The 18,138-nt window shown below is 40.5% G+C and carries 12 protein-coding genes; 5 read left to right on the forward strand and 7 right to left on the reverse strand.

Annotated elements, in window-relative coordinates; all coding sequences use genetic code 11:
- Positions 1-11: 11 nt before the first annotated feature.
- Positions 12-1,484, reverse strand: coding sequence for a ketol-acid reductoisomerase (ilvC, locus tag B6N13_RS09445; RefSeq protein WP_012071510.1), 1,473 nt, complete (start codon positions 1,482-1,484; stop codon positions 12-14).
- A 221-nt stretch (positions 1,485-1,705) separates the two neighbouring features.
- Here ilvC and ilvY point away from each other — a divergent pair, with 221 nt between their 5' ends.
- Together ilvY and B6N13_RS09455 are read left to right on the forward strand one after the other, a co-directional pair.
- A complete protein-coding gene (gene ilvY / locus B6N13_RS09450) occupies positions 1,706-2,599 on the forward strand; it encodes an HTH-type transcriptional activator IlvY (protein ID WP_169459198.1) in 894 nt (297 codons plus the stop codon).
- Positions 2,600-2,871: 272 nt separating this feature from the next.
- Positions 2,872-4,635 carry an ABC-F family ATP-binding cassette domain-containing protein gene (locus B6N13_RS09455; protein WP_169459199.1) on the forward strand — a complete coding sequence of 588 codons (1,764 nt, stop codon included), beginning with the start codon at positions 2,872-2,874 and terminating at the stop codon, positions 4,633-4,635.
- 107 nt (positions 4,636-4,742) lie between these two features.
- Here B6N13_RS09455 and B6N13_RS09460 read toward each other — a convergent pair whose 3' ends face one another.
- The 3 genes from B6N13_RS09460 to B6N13_RS09470 all read right to left on the reverse strand — a co-directional run bounded on the left by B6N13_RS09460 (position 4,743) and on the right by B6N13_RS09470 (position 8,980).
- A complete protein-coding gene (locus tag B6N13_RS09460; RefSeq protein ID WP_169459200.1) occupies positions 4,743-5,786 on the reverse strand; it encodes a Fe(3+) ABC transporter substrate-binding protein in 1,044 nt (347 codons plus the stop codon).
- Positions 5,787-5,904: 118 nt separating this feature from the next.
- Positions 5,905-7,128: a GGDEF domain-containing protein gene (locus tag B6N13_RS09465; protein WP_169459201.1), complete on the reverse strand. Its 1,224-nt coding sequence runs from the start codon at positions 7,126-7,128 to the stop codon at positions 5,905-5,907.
- A gap of 235 nt (positions 7,129-7,363) precedes the next feature.
- The gene (locus B6N13_RS09470) at positions 7,364-8,980 is read right to left on the reverse strand and encodes a methyl-accepting chemotaxis protein (protein ID WP_169459202.1); all 1,617 of its coding nucleotides are present in this window, start codon (positions 8,978-8,980) and stop codon (positions 7,364-7,366) included.
- Positions 8,981-9,262: 282 nt separating this feature from the next.
- On the opposite strand from B6N13_RS09470, the gene B6N13_RS09475 reads away from it, so the two are divergent.
- Positions 9,263-10,459 carry a sugar transporter gene (locus B6N13_RS09475; RefSeq protein ID WP_012071505.1) on the forward strand — a complete coding sequence of 399 codons (1,197 nt, stop codon included), beginning with the start codon at positions 9,263-9,265 and terminating at the stop codon, positions 10,457-10,459.
- 59 nt (positions 10,460-10,518) lie between these two features.
- Here the strand turns inward: B6N13_RS09475 and B6N13_RS09480 are convergent, their stop codons facing one another.
- Together B6N13_RS09480 and B6N13_RS09485 are read right to left on the reverse strand one after the other, a co-directional pair.
- A complete protein-coding gene (locus tag B6N13_RS09480; RefSeq protein ID WP_169459203.1) occupies positions 10,519-12,189 on the reverse strand; it encodes a GGDEF domain-containing protein in 1,671 nt (556 codons plus the stop codon).
- Positions 12,190-12,191: 2 nt separating this feature from the next.
- Complete coding sequence (locus B6N13_RS09485) at positions 12,192-13,715, reverse strand: 5'-nucleotidase C-terminal domain-containing protein (protein ID WP_169459204.1); 1,524 nt, start codon at positions 13,713-13,715, stop codon at positions 12,192-12,194.
- A 318-nt stretch (positions 13,716-14,033) separates the two neighbouring features.
- On the opposite strand from B6N13_RS09485, the gene B6N13_RS09490 reads away from it, so the two are divergent.
- Both B6N13_RS09490 and B6N13_RS09495 read left to right on the forward strand, forming a co-directional pair.
- Positions 14,034-15,368 carry a GGDEF domain-containing protein gene (locus B6N13_RS09490; RefSeq protein ID WP_248280287.1) on the forward strand — a complete coding sequence of 445 codons (1,335 nt, stop codon included), beginning with the start codon at positions 14,034-14,036 and terminating at the stop codon, positions 15,366-15,368.
- Between the two features lie 41 nt (positions 15,369-15,409).
- Complete coding sequence (locus B6N13_RS09495) at positions 15,410-16,768, forward strand: GGDEF domain-containing protein (protein WP_169459205.1); 1,359 nt, start codon at positions 15,410-15,412, stop codon at positions 16,766-16,768.
- On the opposite strand, the gene B6N13_RS09500 is transcribed toward B6N13_RS09495, so the two are convergent.
- Positions 16,765-17,886, reverse strand: a complete 1,122-nt coding sequence (locus B6N13_RS09500; protein ID WP_169459206.1) for a DNA alkylation repair protein — start codon at positions 17,884-17,886, stop codon at positions 16,765-16,767. The genes B6N13_RS09495 and B6N13_RS09500 overlap by 4 nt on opposite strands.
- Positions 17,887-18,138 lie beyond the last annotated feature (252 nt).

Consider the following 18,138-nt stretch of genomic DNA (forward strand, 5'->3'; position numbering starts at 1 on the left):
TCTAGAAGAAATTAAACAATCTTTTTCATGTCTGCCATGTGACCACGAAGTACTGCGCCAACAGCTTCTACTGGGTGAGAGCGAAGCGCTTTGTTTACTTCGATCAAGCGAGCGTTGTCTACGCCGTTGTCTTCTACAGAAAGACCTTTACCGATAACGTCGGTTTTGATGTCTTTCATGAAGTCAGCCAATAGTGGAACACATGCGTGGTTGTATAGGTAGCAACCGTATTCTGCTGTATCAGAGATTGTCGCGTTCATTTCGTACAATTTCTTACGAGCAATAGTGTTCGCGATTAGTGGCGTTTCGTGTAGAGACTCGTAGTAAGCCGATTCAGCAATGATGCCAGCAGCAGTCATAGTTTCGAAAGCAAGCTCAACGCCCGCTTTAACCATAGCAACCATCAAGATACCGTTGTCGAAGAATTCTTGTTCAGAAATTTCTACATCACCAGCAGGTGTTTTCTCGAAGTTAGTTTCAGCTGTATCTGCACGCCATTGAAGAAGATTTTTATCATCGTTCGCCCAATCTTCCATCATAGTTTGAGAGAAGTGACCGCTGATGATGTCATCTTGGTGCTTATTGTACAAAGGACGCATGATTACTTTTAGTTCTTCAGAAAGATCAAATGCTTTGATCTTAGCTGGGTTAGAAAGACGATCTAGCATGTTAGTCACGCCGCCGTATTTCAATGCTTCAGTGATAGTTTCCCAACCGTATTGGATCAAGCGAGATGCGTAACCAGCATCGATGCCTTCTTCAACCATTTTGTCGAAGCAAAGGATAGAACCTGTTTGCAACATACCGCAAAGGATTGTTTGCTCACCCATAAGGTCAGATTTTACTTCCGCGATGAAAGAAGACATTAAAACGCCTGCTTTGTGACCGCCAGTACCAACTGCGTAAGCTTTTGCTAGCGCAAGACCTTCACCTTTAGGATCGTTGTCTTCGTGAACTGCGATCAAAGTAGGAACACCGAAACCACGAACGTATTCAGCGCGAACTTCAGAACCTGGGCACTTAGGAGCAACCATGATTACAGTCAAATCTTCACGGATTTGCATGCCTTCTTCTACGATGTTGAAACCGTGAGAGTAAGATAGGCAAGCGCCTTCTTTCATAAGAGGCATAACCGCTTTAACAACAGGTGTGTGTTGCTTATCTGGAGTAAGGTTCAATACAACGTCAGCTGTTGGGATCAATTCTTCGTAAGTGCCAACAACAAAGCCGTTTTCAGTAGCGTTTTTCCAAGACTGACGTTTTTGAGCAATGGCTTCTGGGCGCAAAGCGTAAGAAACATCTAGGCCAGAGTCACGTAGGTTCAAACCTTGGTTAAGGCCTTGAGCACCACAACCGATAACAACCATTTTTTTGCCTTTTAGCGCTTCTACGCCGTCTGCAAATTCAGAGCTGTCCATGAAGCGACATTTTGCTAATTGAGCTAGTTGCTCGCGTAGCGGCAAAGTATTGAAGTAGTTAGCCATGTTAAACACACCTTATTAAATTAATGTATCTGCGATGAAAGCACGCCGATATTAAAAATGGATTACACAGTTGCTAAGTCATATTTTGCCTAGCGTCCTGCGAGTAAAGCTAATCTATCTTAATGAAACCTTTTCGTAAATTGATATATTCGCAATATAGTGTCCCATTTTTTGCAAACATGATTTATCCTATTTGAACACTCGGTAACTAAGGTCTCATCATGAACATAAAGACACTCAAGCAATTTCTCGCCTTGGCTGAAACGCTGAATTTTGGCCGTGCCAGTGATGAATGTCATATTAGTATTTCTGCCATGTCGCGTAATATTCGACATTTGGAAGAGGAGCTTGGGGTCGCTCTGTTCAATCGTGATAACCGTACTGTGGCGCTAACACAAGAAGGGCAAAAATTTCTTAAATATGCCCGTGATACCAGCCGGCAATGGAACTTGATTCGTCATGAACTCACGGACAACTCGGATCAACTAAGTGGTGAAATCAGTCTTTATGGATCGGTCACGGCGAGTTACAGCTTTCTGTATGAGTTACTGCGTCGTTTTCGTATTGCCTATCCAGCAATTGAAATCAAGCTACGTACTGGCGATCCAGAGCATGCAATTGCTCATATTCTGGATGGCAAAGAAGACATTACTATTGCTGCGCGTCCGGCGAGTTTGCCACGAGGATTAGCCTTTAAGCCGATTGCGATTTCCCCTTTATTGTTTATTGCTCCTCTTGAGCAACAAGTACCGAATGTACCAACCGTCACGCCGACCAGCCCTGCAGAGTGGGCAAATATCCCGATGATTTTATCGGAAAGTGGTGTGTCACGAACGCGTGTTGATGAATGGTTTCGACAGCATGATATTGCACCGCGTATTTATGCCCAAGTGACAGGTAACGAGGCAATCGTGAGTATGGTGAGTTTAGGCTTTGGTATTGGCGTAGTGCCAAAAATTGTCTTGGATAACAGTCCGCTGGTGGATCGTATAAAGGTGTTAGATGTACAACCTGAGTTGGAACCTTATGACATAGGTTTGTTTGCTTTGAAGAAAAGTTTAAAGAATCCGCTGGTCGAAGCATTTTGGAATTTGATGGCGGAAGAAGGGGAATGAGGTTTTAAATATTTCCATGTTGTTGATATTTTGACTTTCAGAGCTATACTTTTAAATCCAATCAACCTAACAAAGGAGGCTACCGATGCAAATAATTGCATATAAATGTGAATTAGATTTCGCATTTCATCTTGGTGATCCACGCTCAGCGCAAATTTGTTGTTAACGCACAGATTTCGCTGATATTACTATTCTGAACTGATACAAAACGTCTGAACATTGTCAGTGCTCATCTGTGCATATCTTTTTGATATTTTGCGCATAGGTGACTCATGTCTTTAATTTCTGTTATTGAATTATCTTATCAAGCGGGTAGTAAGCACCTGTTTGAGTCTTTATCTTTTTCTATTGAATCTGGTGATCGCATTGGTCTTGTTGGTCATAATGGTTGCGGCAAATCCACTCTGTTAAAACTCCTTCTGGGGGAACTCACCCTTGATAGTGGTCAGTTACATCGGCAACGTGGGCTTAAAATTGGGCTGGTTGAGCAATTTTTAGCGCCTGAGCTAGAAATGATTTCAGCTTATCAAGCCGTGCTGGATACTATGCCTATAGAGGAACAAGTCATTCGCGGTTATCAAGTGGATACCTTGCTGCAACAGCTTGGTTTTGACGATGCCATTTTGCAACGCCCCTTAAGTACCCTCAGTGGTGGCCAGAAAAACCTCGTGTTATTCGCTAGAGCCGTCATACAAGAACCTGAATTATTGTTGCTTGATGAACCAGGCAACCATATGGACGGTAAAGCCATGTATTTCTTAAAACGTTACTTGAGCTTACCGGATGTGCCCTCATTTTTGATGATCTCTCATGATCGTGATCTATTGGACTCGGTGACACAACGGACCTTATGGTTACGTGATGAGCGCTGTTATGCCTTTCACCTTCCTTACTCACAAGCGAAAGATGCACTGGCTGATCAGGATGAAGCTGCCCGAAAAACACGGGAAGCGGAAGAAAAAGAGATCGACAAATTAAAGAGCAGCGCCAAGCGATTAGCCACTTGGGGCCAAGTCTACGATAACGAAGATTTAGCCCGCAAAGCCAAATCGATGGAAAAACGCATCGATAAACTGGAAATCAATAAAACCTTTGTCACTCAAGGGTCGGGGTTATCGTTAAAAGTGGATAGTGAGTTTTTAAAAACCAAACAAGTTTTTATTTTTGAAAACGAAACGATTGCTAGCCCTGACGGACGCCCACTATTTCGCACTGCCGATTTGAACTTACGACCTGGTGATCGTGTTGCTTTGTTGGGGATGAATGGCAGTGGTAAATCCAGCTGTATTGAGCATTTAATGGCTGTGTACCAACGAGAGATTGGTGAGCAGAGTGCAACTCGATTTAATCCCAATGTGCGCATTGGCTATTTCGACCAAGAACTAGAGCAGTTCAATGTGGAACTAGGCATAGCCGATTGGGTTCGACAAAACTGCAGTGCCAGCCAAGAAGAAATTCGGCGAATCTTGATTCAATGGGGCTTTCCTTATATTGATCATGGCCGGCGTGTCAATGTACTCAGCGGTGGTGAACGGGCGCGTATTTTGTTGCTAACGTTTATGCTAGATCAACCAAACTTGCTGATCATGGATGAACCGACCAACCATATTGACTTACAAGGCAAGGAAGAGTTGGAGTCCGATTTAACGCAAGAGGGGGTGTCCTTATTGTTTACCTCTCATGACCAGCGCTTTATCCAAAATATAGCGACGCGTTTTTGGTGGATTCACGATGGCCAGCTGGTTGAACTGCACGATAGTGATGTCTATTTCGCCTCTCAGGGTAGTGAACTGGGCAGTGAATCCAGAGACAAGCTGCAAGAAATTACTCAGCCCAATGTATCCCAAGGTGAGTCGATCGACATAGAAACCATGATGGACGATGAACGAATATTGGAACGTATTTGTGAGCTGGAACAATTGTTGGCAGATGATCTCGCTCGTAAAGCCAAGCGTCAAAAGCCTGCTAAGCAAAAACAATGGCGGGATGAGCTAAATCAATTGAGTCAGCAGTTTGAAAGGATGCTTAATCGTTAGTGAATAAAAGTGTGAAGAATCTGCTGGTAAAGTATTTTGGAATTTGATGGAAGAAGAGGCACCGTAGTGCCTCTTCTCTTTTTGCTGTGTAAGATGGAAAGCTTATTTTACTTCCAACCACCTTGGTCCATTAATTTAACGGCTTGACGATTATTTTCACCCAACACGCTTAAAGACACTTTGTCGGCCTTGAACTCACCAAACGTTGCTAAGCTTTTAGGTGGCGCTACGCCTTCGATCACTGCGTATTCGTTATTCACGTTGGCGTACCATTCTTGGCTTTGTTTATTGGTTAAGAAGTCAATAAGCTGTTTTGCATTGTCTTTGTTTTTCGCGGATGCGGTGATGCCAATACCGCTGACATTCACATGAGCGCCACGTTCGTTGTCAGCTTGGTTGGGCCAGAACATTTTTAATTTATCAAAAACTGCACGCTCATCTGCTTTATCGCTTAAACCTAAGCGACCAAAATAATAGGTATTTGCTATGGCAATGTCACAAACTCCCGCTGCTGCGGCTTTTATCTGATCCGTATCACCACCAGCTGGTGGGCGAGCAAAGTTGGCAACTAAACCTTTAATCCATTCAAGAGTTTGTTTTTCACCGTTTGCATCTATCATTGAAGCAACCAGCGATTGGTTGTAAATATTGTTTGAAGAACGGATGCAGATTTTACCTTTCCATTTAGGATCGGCTAGATCTTCATAAGTTGATAAGTCGGCAGCGGACACGGTCTCAGGATTATAAAGAATAACGCGAGCACGTTGAGAAAGGCCGTACCAGTAACCTTCGCGGTCTTTTAGGTGTTCAGGCACGACTTTGTTTAGATTATCAGTTTCAAACGGCTGAAGCACGCCTGCTTCTTTTGCTCGGTATAATCGTCCCGCATCAACAGTGATAAATACATCGGCTGGGCTGGCGTTACCCTCTGATTGCAGGCGGCTTAACAAAGCGTCTGCACTACCAGTAACCAGATTTACTTTGACATTGTTTTCTTTTGCATAGATGTCTAGCAAAGGTTTAATAAGCGCTTCGCTGCGAGCTGAGTAAATATTAACCTCGCCACTTGCTTGAACGGACGTACTGCTAAAAGCAAGTAATGATGTTGCGCTAGCTAAGGTTATTAGAGATGTTTTTGTTGGACGTTTCATTACGGGTTCCTATCTATAGTATTTAAGTCGGGACTAACAAGGAGTACTTCGCTATAGACAGACGGTAATGGAAATCGTTCCTGTTTTAAATCGTATTTTTAATAATTTTTTGTATGTATTACTGAAATACCGGACAAACGCAATTTCTTCCGTCTGATTTTGCTTCGTACAATGCCTTGTCTACCATGTCGAGGGCGCTTTCTAGGTCTGTAGTTGGGGCTAATTCAATAACACCAGCAGACAGTGTGATGTGTACTGATTGTTGATTGATTAAGAAAGTATGAGTCGCCATGCCTTTACATAATCTCTCTGCGGTTTTTAGGGCGTTTTGTATATCTGTATCTCGCATTAAAATATAGAACTCTTCGCCTCCAACACGAAATAAAGTGTCTGTGGTGCGTAACTGGCTTTGTAGCCAATTAGCGATTAATTGTAATGCTTGATCGCCTCCGCCATGACCAAATTTGTCGTTGATTTTTTTGAAAAAATCCACATCCAACGTCATTAAGCTAAGTTTTTTTTCTGAGTGTTTTCGTTTATCGAACTCGTCATGAATAATGAGATTAAACTCTCTACGATTTGACGTTCCGGTTAAGGGGTCTGTGCGAGTAGCTTTATCTAGCTGTCGGATTAATTGGTTGCGCTCGGTAACGTCTAGCATAACGCCAACTTGCCCTAAAGCTTGACCGTCAGATTTTGTAAAGACGGCTTTATTGAATTCAATTTCATGAATAGAGCCATTGCAGAGCTGTACCTCTGCTTCATAGCGTTGAGTACCGCCTTGGGCTAATAATTTATAGTCTGCTTCATAATATTTATCGGCAAGATGTTTGGGAGCGATATCATAAACAGAATGCCCGATAATATCTTCTTGAGCGCGCCCTATAAATTGGCAAAATGCGGTATTACACCCTCGGTATATATGTAGGTGATCTTTGAAAAATATCGGGGCTGGAATGGCATTTATGATGACTTGTAACATGTCATCTTCAGCTTGATGAGAAGGGGTTAAAGTAAAATTTGAGAGCTCAGATATTAGCCAAGCAGCAATATGTTCGTCATCAAGCGCAAAACAGTTTGCTACCCCTTTTTGTATCCATGTAATGCTACGCTCTAAGTTCCATTCGTCGAGGATAACTATGGTCTTTCTGGATGCTAAAAGAGGCCAGTCAGATGCTTTTATATCTTTTTCTGCAAGTAATACAATAGATAGAAAAGGTGACTGATCAATGCTTTGTACGGCTTGCCATTCAATAGATTGCACATATTTTGACAAGAGTGTTTGTAATTGTGCCTTCCTTGATGCTAGCTGAGGTGAAAAATATAAAATAGAAGGCGTCATTGGCACTCATGTTGGTTTATTTATTGATCAATATCGTCTCACAGGTGAGTGGGAAACTCTGTAAAAAAATGTAGGAGTTTTAAGAACCTATGTTTGTATCTTATGGTGATGTTGTAACAAAGAAAGGTAGATATTGCAGGCGTAAAAAAGCGCCTAACCATTTCATTTAATAAATGGATAGGCGCATAGAGGATTAATATGGTTGATATTAAAGCTTAAAGAAGCTTAAAGAAGCTTAAAGAAGCTTAAAGAAGCTTAATTGCTGCTGCACATCGACGCTGCTTTCAGCCATGTTAAGCCCTGAGCGTTTGGCCATTTCAGCGCTTTCTTTTGTTAAGCTTTGCACCTCGTGCATTTTTTTGGTGATGTCTTCCGATACTTCTGTTTGCTCTTCGATGGATTGAGCTATGTGTTGAGCTTGCGCTGAAATTCGTTCAATGCCTGTTAAAATGTTGCCAGTGAGTTCGTTGGTTTTTTCAACTTGTTCTCTAGACGAGTCGACTAGTTTTAAGCTGATTTCCATACGGTTGACCGCTTGGCCACTGGCAGTACTAAGTTGAGCTAAGAGTGTTTCAATTTCATTCACGCTGTCTTGTGAACGTTGTGCTAGTGTTCGAACTTCGTCCGCCACAACGGCGAATCCTCGGCCTTGTTCGCCTGCGCGAGCTGCTTCAATAGCGGCGTTTAAGGCTAGTAAATTGGTTTGCTCCGCGATACTACGAATAACATCTAAGATGGTTTCTATGTTGGTTGTTTCTTGGCGTAGCTGAGTAACAACTGTTCCTGTTTCTTTTAAGGAGCCAACTAGCTGGTTTATTGCGTCTAAGGTTCCGTTTGCTGTGGTTAAACTGCTCTGTGCAACAGTGCGAATATCATTGGCGGCGTCGGCTGATTGTTGAGTGTTGTCAGCAATGGTGCGGTTATTAGCGGACATTTGATCTAGTGCCACAACCACTTGAGTGGTGTTGTCCATAATGTGAACAGAATATTCGCTTACCTCTTGGTTTACCTTTAATACTTCTTGGCTATTTTCATTTACTTTGTTTACTGAACTAAGAACACCAGCAATGACAGAGCGTAGATTTTTCGCAGAGGTATTAATGGCATTACCAAGTTCAGCAATTTCATCGCTTCCTGACACTTGAACTGGCTTATTAAGGTGGCCTTGTGCCATATTTTGTGCGGCGTTACGAACTGCCAAAATACCACGTACTATGTTGTTGGATATCAAGTAGCTAAGTGTTATGGAGATAACCAGTGCGATTAAGATAGAAATCCAAAAGCCGATTTCAATTTCTGCAATAAGACTTTCCGTTTGTTTTTTTGCTTCAATAACTTCGGTGTTTGTCTTGTCTGTTAGCAGCGCGAAGTATGTCATCAGGTCATTGTACGAGCCGATGAAAGCAGAAAATACGGGAAAGGGCGCTTTGTTATCGGCCGAATTCTCCATCGCGCTGACGAAAGCTTTTGTTTTACTTTGAAAATTATTAAGCAGTGTTTGCAGCTTTCTAGATTCGTCGGATTTATCAGAAAGACCTTTGTTAAGCTCATTAATAAGAGACGGTGTTGTGTTGTAGCTTTTTGAGATAGCTTCTAAATAACCTGGGATTTGCTGGTCGAGTGATAGTAGATAAGCAATCTGTAAACCTCGGACATTTAGGACGATATTAACCTGTGCTTCTTTCACTCGCTCTAAATTGAGCGAAACATTGTGGTTTTCTTCATAGAATCGGTCAAAGCGATTAGCTAATTCTGTACTTTTTGCTTTTATTAAACTTAGCGCGACCAAAAATATAATGATGATAGATAAAATGAGAGTGATGAATTTCGCTTTTACGGATAAATTGTTCATGCTGGTTCCTTCAACGTTGATGGATTATCTCGCGTGATCTTAGTGCAAATTTGTGCGTTATTTTAGTGCGTAGTTTGTATGGCATTTTCCATAAAAAATCAAAGTAATTCTTCTTAAAGAAAGATTATTTGATAAGGGCGAAGGTTATGTTTAGATTTTCTAAATTGATCAGAGCTAGTATTGAGATAACTATCAATAAACATCCATATTTCGCTATTCCGTTATGCTTAAAAAAGTGGACAATAGCGGTCTTTCTTGTCGCTCACATTCCTGCAGGTCATCATGATATCAATTCCTTCTACTGAGGATACGGCTTCTCGCCGTGTTCAATACTTGCGCGTTTTTGTGCTGGGCTTCAGTGCTTTTATTTTTAACACCACAGAATTTGTTCCTGTGGGGTTGTTGTCGGATATTGCGCAAAGCTTTTCGATTCCACCTGCTCAAGTTGGATGGATGCTGACTGTCTATGCGTGGATAGTGGCTCTCATGTCGCTGCCAATGATGTTGTTAACACGTAAGTTAGAGCGTAAGACGTTATTGCTAGGTCTGTTTGCTTTGTTTATTGCTAGCCATATTTTGACGGTAGTGGCGTGGAATTTTACGACTTTGTTGGTAAGCCGTATTGGGATTGCTTTTGCCCATGCGGTGTTTTGGTCGATTACCGCTTCCATTGCAATTCGTGTTGCGCCGCAAGGGAAACATACCTTTGCGCTAAGTGTACTGGCAACGGGAACCGGTTTGGCGATGGTACTTGGTGTACCTGTGGGTCGTATTATTGGTCAACTCCTGGGGTGGCGAACCACTTTTGCCGTTATTGCGATCATTGCATTAATCATCATGTTAGCCATGTATCGTTTATTGCCTAATTTGCCTAGCTTGTTTTCAGGCTCTCTTAGTAAAGTGCCAGAAGTATTTCGCAATAAAGTATTGCTAGTCATGTATTTGTTTATCTTTATGATTTTCTCTGCTCATTACACGGCTTACAGTTACATAGAGCCTTTTTTGAAAGAGATTGGTTCTGCAAGTGGTCAATTCACCACGTTGGTATTATTGCTATTTGGTATGGCGGGAATTATCGGAAGTGTGCTGTTTAGCTACTTCGGTGAAAGAGCAAATACCTTGATGTTGGTTTCCAGTATCGTCATTGCATCCTTGTGTATGAGTGCTTTGTATTTTGTTGCGCCAACTGGCTCTTTGTTGATTACCTGTGTTCTTCTGTGGGGCGCATCGCTGATGATTATTGGCCTGAGTATGCAGATACGAGTGCTGAAAGTAGATGATACTGCCGCAGATATTATTATGTCTTTGTATTCTGGCATTATAAATTTGGGTATTGGTGCAGGTGCTCTGATTGGTAATCAGGTCATTCAATTTGTTGGCTTGGGTAGTGTCGGCTTTACTGGTGCTATTCTAGGTGTCTGTGCTCTAGTGGTGATTGTGGCGCTATTAAAACGTATTGGTAAGCCTATCTCTGTATAGAGTTATTTGTGAGTATTGTTAAGTACAGATACGGCGGTGTATCTGTACTTAGTTTAAATTCAGTTAATGTTATCAATATGAGTGGATTGATTCCGACCTTGGGTTTTTGAGTGGTAAAGTGCAATATCAGCACTTTTCATTAATGTATCTGCGTTGGCTTTTCCATTTTTAACTTTAGTTACAATACCTATACTTACCGTGATGGCGTCTGCTATCTTGCTCGTTTTATGCTCTATGTTTATTAACCCAATTACTTGTTTCATTTGCTGAGCAATTACTTCGGCTTGCTGTGCGTTTGTATTTGGAAGAATGACTACAAACTCTTCTCCACCATAGCGAGCAACCAAATCGGTTTTTTTGTTAATGATACTTTCGAGTGACGAGGCAATTTTTTGTAATGCTTCATCGCCGTTGATATGGCCATAGGTGTCGTTGTATTGTTTAAAGTAGTCGACATCTATTAGTAGAATGGATAGGTCGTACTTGCTACTTTTGTCTGATGATAATTCAACTAACAAGCGCTGATCAAACGCTCGTCTGTTCGCAATATTGGTCAAACCGTCTGTGAGAGATAAGCTCTCCAAGCGGCGTGTTTGCATATTAATCGTGTTTGAGAATTCATCAAAAGCCTGAAATAACTCATCAATCTCATCCCTATTTGATGGAAGGTTGTGTGAGCCTTTGGTCATTAGGTTAATTTTTTGAGTTAAGGTTCGTAAGCGCTTAACCGCATAACTATAAAGTCCTAATGTCGCAATGATCATTGTGGATAATAAAATAAAACCACAAATGAACCATATTTTCTGCGTCGTCATTCCTTGTGCTAGTGACGCTATTTTGTCATTTAAATTGTTGTATTCAATCAGGGACTGTTGGTTCGTTATGTTGCTATAGTCGCTGATCATATTGTGGATGAAATGCTCGCGCCCACGAGTTCTACCGATAATTCGAAGATAATCTGCCTGTTGTTCTGCAAGGTTCTCAGGGGCTGAAAGAATGTATCTTAGATCAGTATTAATCTGTTTAACTTGTTTTTTTAATGGGGCTGAAAAGCTCGCTGAAATCTTATCCATGTTCTGTAAATTGAGTTCAAGTAAGCGATGTATCTCTTGTAAATCACTTAATCGTTCAATGTTTTCTATTTTATAAGCAAATGAGAGTGTTTGTAATAAAGCAATCTGCCATTGCGTAAAATAGGTTTGCTCTACTGGTAAGATATTGGCTGTTTGATTTATTTGATCTGCTTCAATTTTTAGTTTCCATACTTTTTTTAAGTTAACTTTTATTTTATAGGCTAAGTCTAGTTTTTGATCAATTAGAACGTTGAGGTGCTTGGTTTCCTCTTGAATGGCTTTGAGCAACATGGTGACAGTTTGGTTATCGGTTACTTTGTTGGTTTCATTTTCTAGTGCTTGGAGCTTTTCTGTTACCTCTAATTCGGCAATTCTTCTTTCGGCTGGTGTTGTTGCAGAGGTTAAGGACTCAAGTGCAGACATCAATTCACCTGATTTTAACGCGCTTCTAGTGGCATTATTCATCGCAGGAATAGTGTTGAGAGTTAAATCCTTAAGTATGGATTGAGTTTGCTCTAACCTCGTTTGTAATACATACCCAACGCTAACAAAGAGCAATAAACCAATAACTAGCAATATGCCCAGTTGTTTTACTAAGCTTAATCGCCGATTGTTACTTGTCTTTGAAAGTAGGTGAAATAGCGGTTTGCTGTTCATGTTTAATTTTCTACCGCTAGATTTTTTAGGCGCCTATCAATTTTAGGTGCAATGACTTTTTCCTGATGAATTTCAACGCTCATGATGTCTGATAGGGTTAAGCCGGTGGTTTGTTTATAAGTCAGTGCTTTGCTGTTTTTAAACATAGTAAATCCATCACCGCCATTTATTAGATAGTCGAGCGAAACAACTTTATAGATTTGTTCAGGTTGTAGTGGGTGTTTATTGAATGTAACAGAAATCAGGCGTTCACCTATTGGTTTTGCTGAGTCATAAGTTACTTCTACCCCGGCAACTTGTAAAAATTGGCCACTTTGTGATTCTAATTTGCTGAAGCCATGCTCTAGTGCGTCCATTATTTGTTGCCCGGTTGCTTCTATTAACTGGACGGTATTGCGATATGGCAGCATAGCGCGAATGTCTCTTACTGTAAGAGGCGACCCTGCTTGGAGTATTTTTTCACTTCGAAATGCACCACTATTTAGAAGAGCTATTTGAGCACCGGTAAAATCTTTTAATGTGTCTGTGACCAAATTAGCAAAGCCATTTTCAGAAGTACGTAGTACCTTTCGTTGTAAATTTATTTGAGTATCTGTTTTACCTATTACTTCGTTTAGTAATGAACTGAGCCTGTTATCGTATTCTTCTTCTAGCTGCAATACTGCAGGTTTTGCAGAAAGAGACGTTAAATCGACATTGGTCTTTTCGATGACCAAACTATTATGAGGATTATCTTGCTGCCAGGTCAGTTGAATAACCGCAGCGTCCTTCTTTTTAGTCAGTACAAGATTATTTTGGTGTCGAGGGGCGTTTATTAAATGAGCATTAGAGTGGAAGTTTTGATCCTCAAGAAGAGCAAGATCAATGATGCCTTGTTCCAATAGTTGGTTAATAACAGGAGAAAAAGTGGAGTAATGTAAAACAATTAAGTCTACATTTTGTTTCCTAAGTAATTTAGCTATTTCCAAGACTGCTTGTTGTGGCGGTGTAATTACTAGTCTTTTTGTTGGGTACTTTTCCGTAACAGTTGGATCCAAGATGGAAATGAATCCTAGTTTCACCTCACCTTGTTTTAGCAAAGTATAGGCCTCAATACCTTCTGGTGATTGCTTGGTGATGGGGTCATATAAGTTGCTTGATACTATTGGGAAAGCAGCTTCATAGGTACGTAATATCAGTTCATCTTCTTGATAGCTAAACTCTCGCTTCGAAACACCCATCGCATTAGGTTCTAGGCTGTTAAGAACATCTATTATATGGGCTCCTCTGTCCATCGAGGATAGCATGCTTGGTCCTAAGCTTTCCCCACCAAAAATGAAAAACGTACTGGTACTTTTTTCTCTATAATCATCAATCAGAGTTGCTAACTGAGCATAGCTGCCATTTTTTGTATCGTTAATTGTCGACATTTCGGCATCAAAAATAATGGTTGCTTGTTTCTCTGCAAAAGCACTGTTTTGAGCAAAAAAAGTCAGCATAGTGAGTAGTTTTACAATAGTTAGATAGCGCATTTTGAATGTGTTCACCCACTGCTCATGTTATTTCGTTTTTGATAAATGTTTTATATCTACTTTGCTTAAAGTAAATCTGTTTAGCTGTGTTATTTGCTGATTTTTACATAACAGACTGTGTATGTCGCTATCAAAAAATGTCTGATCATCACAGCTGACGCTCAAGTGGTTAAGTCTCTTCAAAAAATTAGGTTTTATATCCTAACTTTTACCGTATCTAACTATGCTAATATTTATGCTCATTGCTGGGATTGATTTCTATTCCTTTTGTCCTAGCTTTAGTTGTACAACACCTATCAAGAACCCTCTATGTTTAATTGGATAAATGTCTCTATGACACGGAAAATAAGCAGCCTGTCTTTTGTTCTCTTATCGTTTCTCTTTGTGGTGATTCTTTATTCAACGTATCAGACTCAAAAAATCTACCAAGAAATGCAAGAAGTCGCGGAGATTGATATTCCACTTTCTGAAGTCATTGCAGATATTGAAATTTTGCAGCTTAAACAGCATTTATTGATGGAAGGAATTCGGCTGCAAGGTGATGCTTTTTTTGCTGATGAAGTATTGCAGACAAAAAGTGTTAAAGGCTTTGATGAGTTTAGTCAGCTGCTATCTGCGCAGCTTGACAAGAGTCTTAGCATACTTCGTGCAGGTATGACATTCGGCAGTATACGTATCAAAGTAGAAGACCACCAATCCTTAATTCAACAAATAAGCTCGCTGCACAGTCATAGAATCGGTTTTGAAAGCTTATTCTCTAGGTTTTTGAATAAAGGCGAAGAGCACTATTCAGTATCGTGGGATGAGCTAGAAAAACAAGATGATTTATTAGATTCTCAAGCTGATGAATTGCTTGTGAATATTGACCAACTCACGATGACGGTCGCAGCAACAGTAGAAAAACAAGAACGTAATTTTATGGTTGTGAATGCCATATTAGGTCTATCAGCTTTTGCTATTGGCGGCTATTTAACCCTTTATACGATTGTGTCTTTTCGTCAGAAAGTAGGTTCATTACGTGGTCAGATAGAGTCTTTGCATCGTTCAATTTCTCCTGATGAAAGTAACGATGGGACGCGTAATAAAGGTTCTGATGAATTGGATCAGTTGGAAAAAGACTTAAAGATTCTAATGGCACGTTTCTCGTTGGAAAAAGATAATCGTGACGAAGTTGAAACTCAGCTGATTGAGTTAGCTACGCGAGATAAGCTAACTGGTGCGTTTAATCGTCATAAATGGGACGAACAAATCAAAGATGAACTCGCTCTTGCTAATCGTGGACATCATTTTAGTTTGATTTTGTTGGATGTTGATCATTTTAAGAAAATCAACGATGCCCATGGGCATGACGTTGGTGATAACGTACTCAAATTACTGGTTAATACCTTGCGAAAACGCCTGCGTGAAACAGACATGTTGTTCAGGATCGGTGGTGAGGAATTTGCTGTATTACTAAGAGATACAAATTGTGAAGATGCTGGAGTATTGGCTGAACAGTTACGCAAGAAGATTGAAACTTTGAATGAAGGTGGCATGCCGTCGTTTACCATCAGTTTAGGTGTGACTGATTATCAAGATTTTGATGATCAGAGTCGTATCGTAAAACGCGCTGATATCTTACTCTATGAGGCCAAAGGAGCTGGACGAAATCGAGTTATGATCGGCTAACTTTTAGCTTTATTCATGCAACATTTATCAAGAAGCTTTATATGTTTAATTGGTTAAATATATCTATGACGCGAAAAATTAGCAGTTTGTCGTTTATTCTTTTGTCATTTTTATTTGTAGTGATTTTTTATTCTGCTTATCAATCTCAGCGTATCTATAAAGAAATGCATGAGGTAGCAGAAATTGATGTACCGCTCTCTGAAGTAATGGCAGACATCGAAATGTTGCAGCTTAAGCAGCATTTATTGATGGAGAGTATTCGCCAGCAAGGTGATGCTTTTTTTGCTAATAAATCCATGCAAGCGAAAAGCGTAAAAGGTTTTGATGAATTTAGTGCACAGCTTGCAGCTCAGTTAGATAAGTCTGCGGAAATACTTCGTACAGGTCTTGGTTTTGGTAGCGTAAGAATTAAACTACTTGACCATAAGGCTTTGATTGAACAAATTAACCTTCTGCACCAACATCGAATGAGTTTTGATCGTCTTGTAGATGATTTTCTAGAGCAGGATAAACAAGGATTTTCAACAGCTTGGCAAATACTAGAACAGCAGGATAAAGATTTAGATGCTCAGGCAGATGAGATGCTCAGAAAAATTGACCAGTTAACCATGAATGTTTCGGCAACGGTTGAAAGCCAAGAACGTCATTTTGTGATTATGAATGCTATTTTGGGGGTATCTGCTTTTGGTATTGGCACGTATCTAACCTTGTATATCATCATTACTTTTCGTAAACGAATTTGGTCACTGCGTGGGCAGATAGAGACATTGCATCGTTCTATTGTTATCGAACATGATAACGCCTCGTTCAACTACAAAGGCTTAGATGAACTTGATGAATTAGAGACAGACTTAAAGGCTTTAGTTGGGCAGTTTTCGAAAGAAATGAGTAATCGACATAAAGTCGAAACTCAGTTGATTGAGCTCGCAACACGAGATAAGTTGACTGGCACCTTTAATCGCCACAAATGGGACGAGCAAATTAAAGATGAACTTGCGCTGGCGAATCGCGGCCATCATTTTAGTTTAATCTTGTTAGATGTCGATCATTTCAAAAAAATCAACGACGGCTTTGGCCATGATGTTGGTGATAATGTGCTCAAATTACTGGTTAACACGTTGCGGAAGCGCCTGCGTGAAACCGATGTATTGTTTAGAATAGGTGGTGAAGAATTCGCCATATTACTAAGAGATACTAACCTCAAAGATGCTGGTGTATTGGCAGAGCAGCTACGCAAGAAGATTAACCTTCTGAATGAAAACGGTATGCCTCCATTCACCATTAGCTTGGGAGTGACCGATTACCAAGATTTTGATGATCAGACTCGGATTGTAAAACGCGCCGATATACTACTGTATGAGGCTAAAGGCGCTGGACGTAATCGAGTAGTCGTTGGTTAGTCTATTGATAAAAAGAAACTATTTTTGGCAATGGATTGACCATTAATAAGAATCTCTACCTCATGTAGGCCGTCATAATACACTCGGGTGGTGATGGCCTTGAAAGGGTGTTTCTTACTCATGGATAGACTTTTTCCAGCCAGTAACGTGGCTTTTTTCCACTTAAATACCTTAGGTGTTGTTTTACCGTTTTTCTTTTGGTGATGAATGACGTAATCGATCATTAAGCTTTGATTGCTTTCGCTGGTGGATTCTATTGATAGTGAAAATTCCAAATTGCCATTCAATTTCACCTGCTCTTCATGGATTTCCAACTTAATACTGCCTAACTTTGGTTTACCATAACCGAATACTTCTAGTGCCTTCTGGTTACCTTGTTTTAATAAGGTTCTACAAGCATGGCGAATCAGCTTCTGACGGTTTATATCCGCGCCTTGCATCCACTTTTTGGCGATATCTGCTACAAGGTCAGGGTGATCCTTGGCAATGTCATTTAGATTATTCGCAACTGAGCGACGTACGTATTCTTCTGGATCGTCTTTAAGCGCTTCAAGTAATTTAATTACGGGTGTTGGATTCTGAATAAAACTTGGTAACTGCATGGCCCAAGGCAAGCGTGGTCGAGTACCTTCTGAAATTAAACGTCGTACATGCTTGTTGTCATCTTTGAGCCAGTTTTTGAGGGTGTTAAGCGTTTCTTCTGGAGAGGCCTGTAAGAAAAAACGAATGCTAAATTCGGAGGTAAAACGACGCGTCATGGCATTTAACAAAATCATGGATAGATCATGATGCGCAAGGCCATGTATTCCCACGTAATCGCCCATTGGCATAATCGCCCAACCAGAAATACCATCACTCTCTGTTGCTGGTTTTTCTTTTGATTCTGGTGCTAAAGCGGCGAGTAAAATTTGCCCAGCGTGTTCGAAATCATTTGGCAAATAATGACTCATGGCAGCGGTGATTTGTTGTGAGCGGGCCTTTAGTTCTAACTCTTCAAGTTGATCGCATGATGCATCAATAAAACCTTGTTTATCGAAGTCTTTCCAATGACGATGAAAATGTTTTGCCATCGCGTTAATAACGCTGTGGTTGAAGAGGTTTTTAAAGGGTTCTGTCATACGTTAATCTTCCTGAGCGATGGGCAACAGCGTAACCTTATCATCGCTTAATGTCAGTTATTGTCAGTGGAAAAATAACTTAATTCAACTGAATATTGTTTCAATGAATCATCGAGATACCCTTGTTTGCTTTGCTTAAATGGCAAGGATATTATCTCAAAACTCTTCTTTTTAGATGTCTTCATAAAGATTAGTATCTTTAAACTTCATCTCGTCAAAGGTGACGGTGAATCTTATAAGAACGGAATCGGA

The sequence above is a fragment of the Marinomonas sp. UCMA 3892 genome (assembly GCF_012726345.1).
Taxonomy (GTDB): Bacteria; Pseudomonadota; Gammaproteobacteria; order Pseudomonadales; family Marinomonadaceae; genus Marinomonas.

Excerpts from the sequence above, each read along its gene's own strand:
- ilvC (WP_012071510.1), bottom strand. The coding sequence starts at position 1,484 with ATGGCTAACTACTTCAATACTTTGCCGCTACGCGAGCAACTAGCTCAA.
- ilvY (WP_169459198.1), top strand. The coding sequence starts at position 1,706 with ATGAACATAAAGACACTCAAGCAATTTCTCGCCTTGGCTGAAACGCTG.
- B6N13_RS09455 (WP_169459199.1), top strand. The coding sequence starts at position 2,872 with ATGTCTTTAATTTCTGTTATTGAATTATCTTATCAAGCGGGTAGTAAG.
- B6N13_RS09460 (WP_169459200.1), bottom strand. The coding sequence starts at position 5,786 with ATGAAACGTCCAACAAAAACATCTCTAATAACCTTAGCTAGCGCAACA.
- B6N13_RS09465 (WP_169459201.1), bottom strand. The coding sequence starts at position 7,128 with ATGACGCCTTCTATTTTATATTTTTCACCTCAGCTAGCATCAAGGAAG.
- B6N13_RS09470 (WP_169459202.1), bottom strand. The coding sequence starts at position 8,980 with ATGAACAATTTATCCGTAAAAGCGAAATTCATCACTCTCATTTTATCT.
- B6N13_RS09475 (WP_012071505.1), top strand. The coding sequence starts at position 9,263 with ATGATATCAATTCCTTCTACTGAGGATACGGCTTCTCGCCGTGTTCAA.
- B6N13_RS09480 (WP_169459203.1), bottom strand. The coding sequence starts at position 12,189 with ATGAACAGCAAACCGCTATTTCACCTACTTTCAAAGACAAGTAACAAT.
- B6N13_RS09490 (WP_248280287.1), top strand. The coding sequence starts at position 14,034 with ATGACACGGAAAATAAGCAGCCTGTCTTTTGTTCTCTTATCGTTTCTC.
- B6N13_RS09495 (WP_169459205.1), top strand. The coding sequence starts at position 15,410 with ATGTTTAATTGGTTAAATATATCTATGACGCGAAAAATTAGCAGTTTG.
- B6N13_RS09500 (WP_169459206.1), bottom strand. The coding sequence starts at position 17,886 with ATGACAGAACCCTTTAAAAACCTCTTCAACCACAGCGTTATTAACGCG.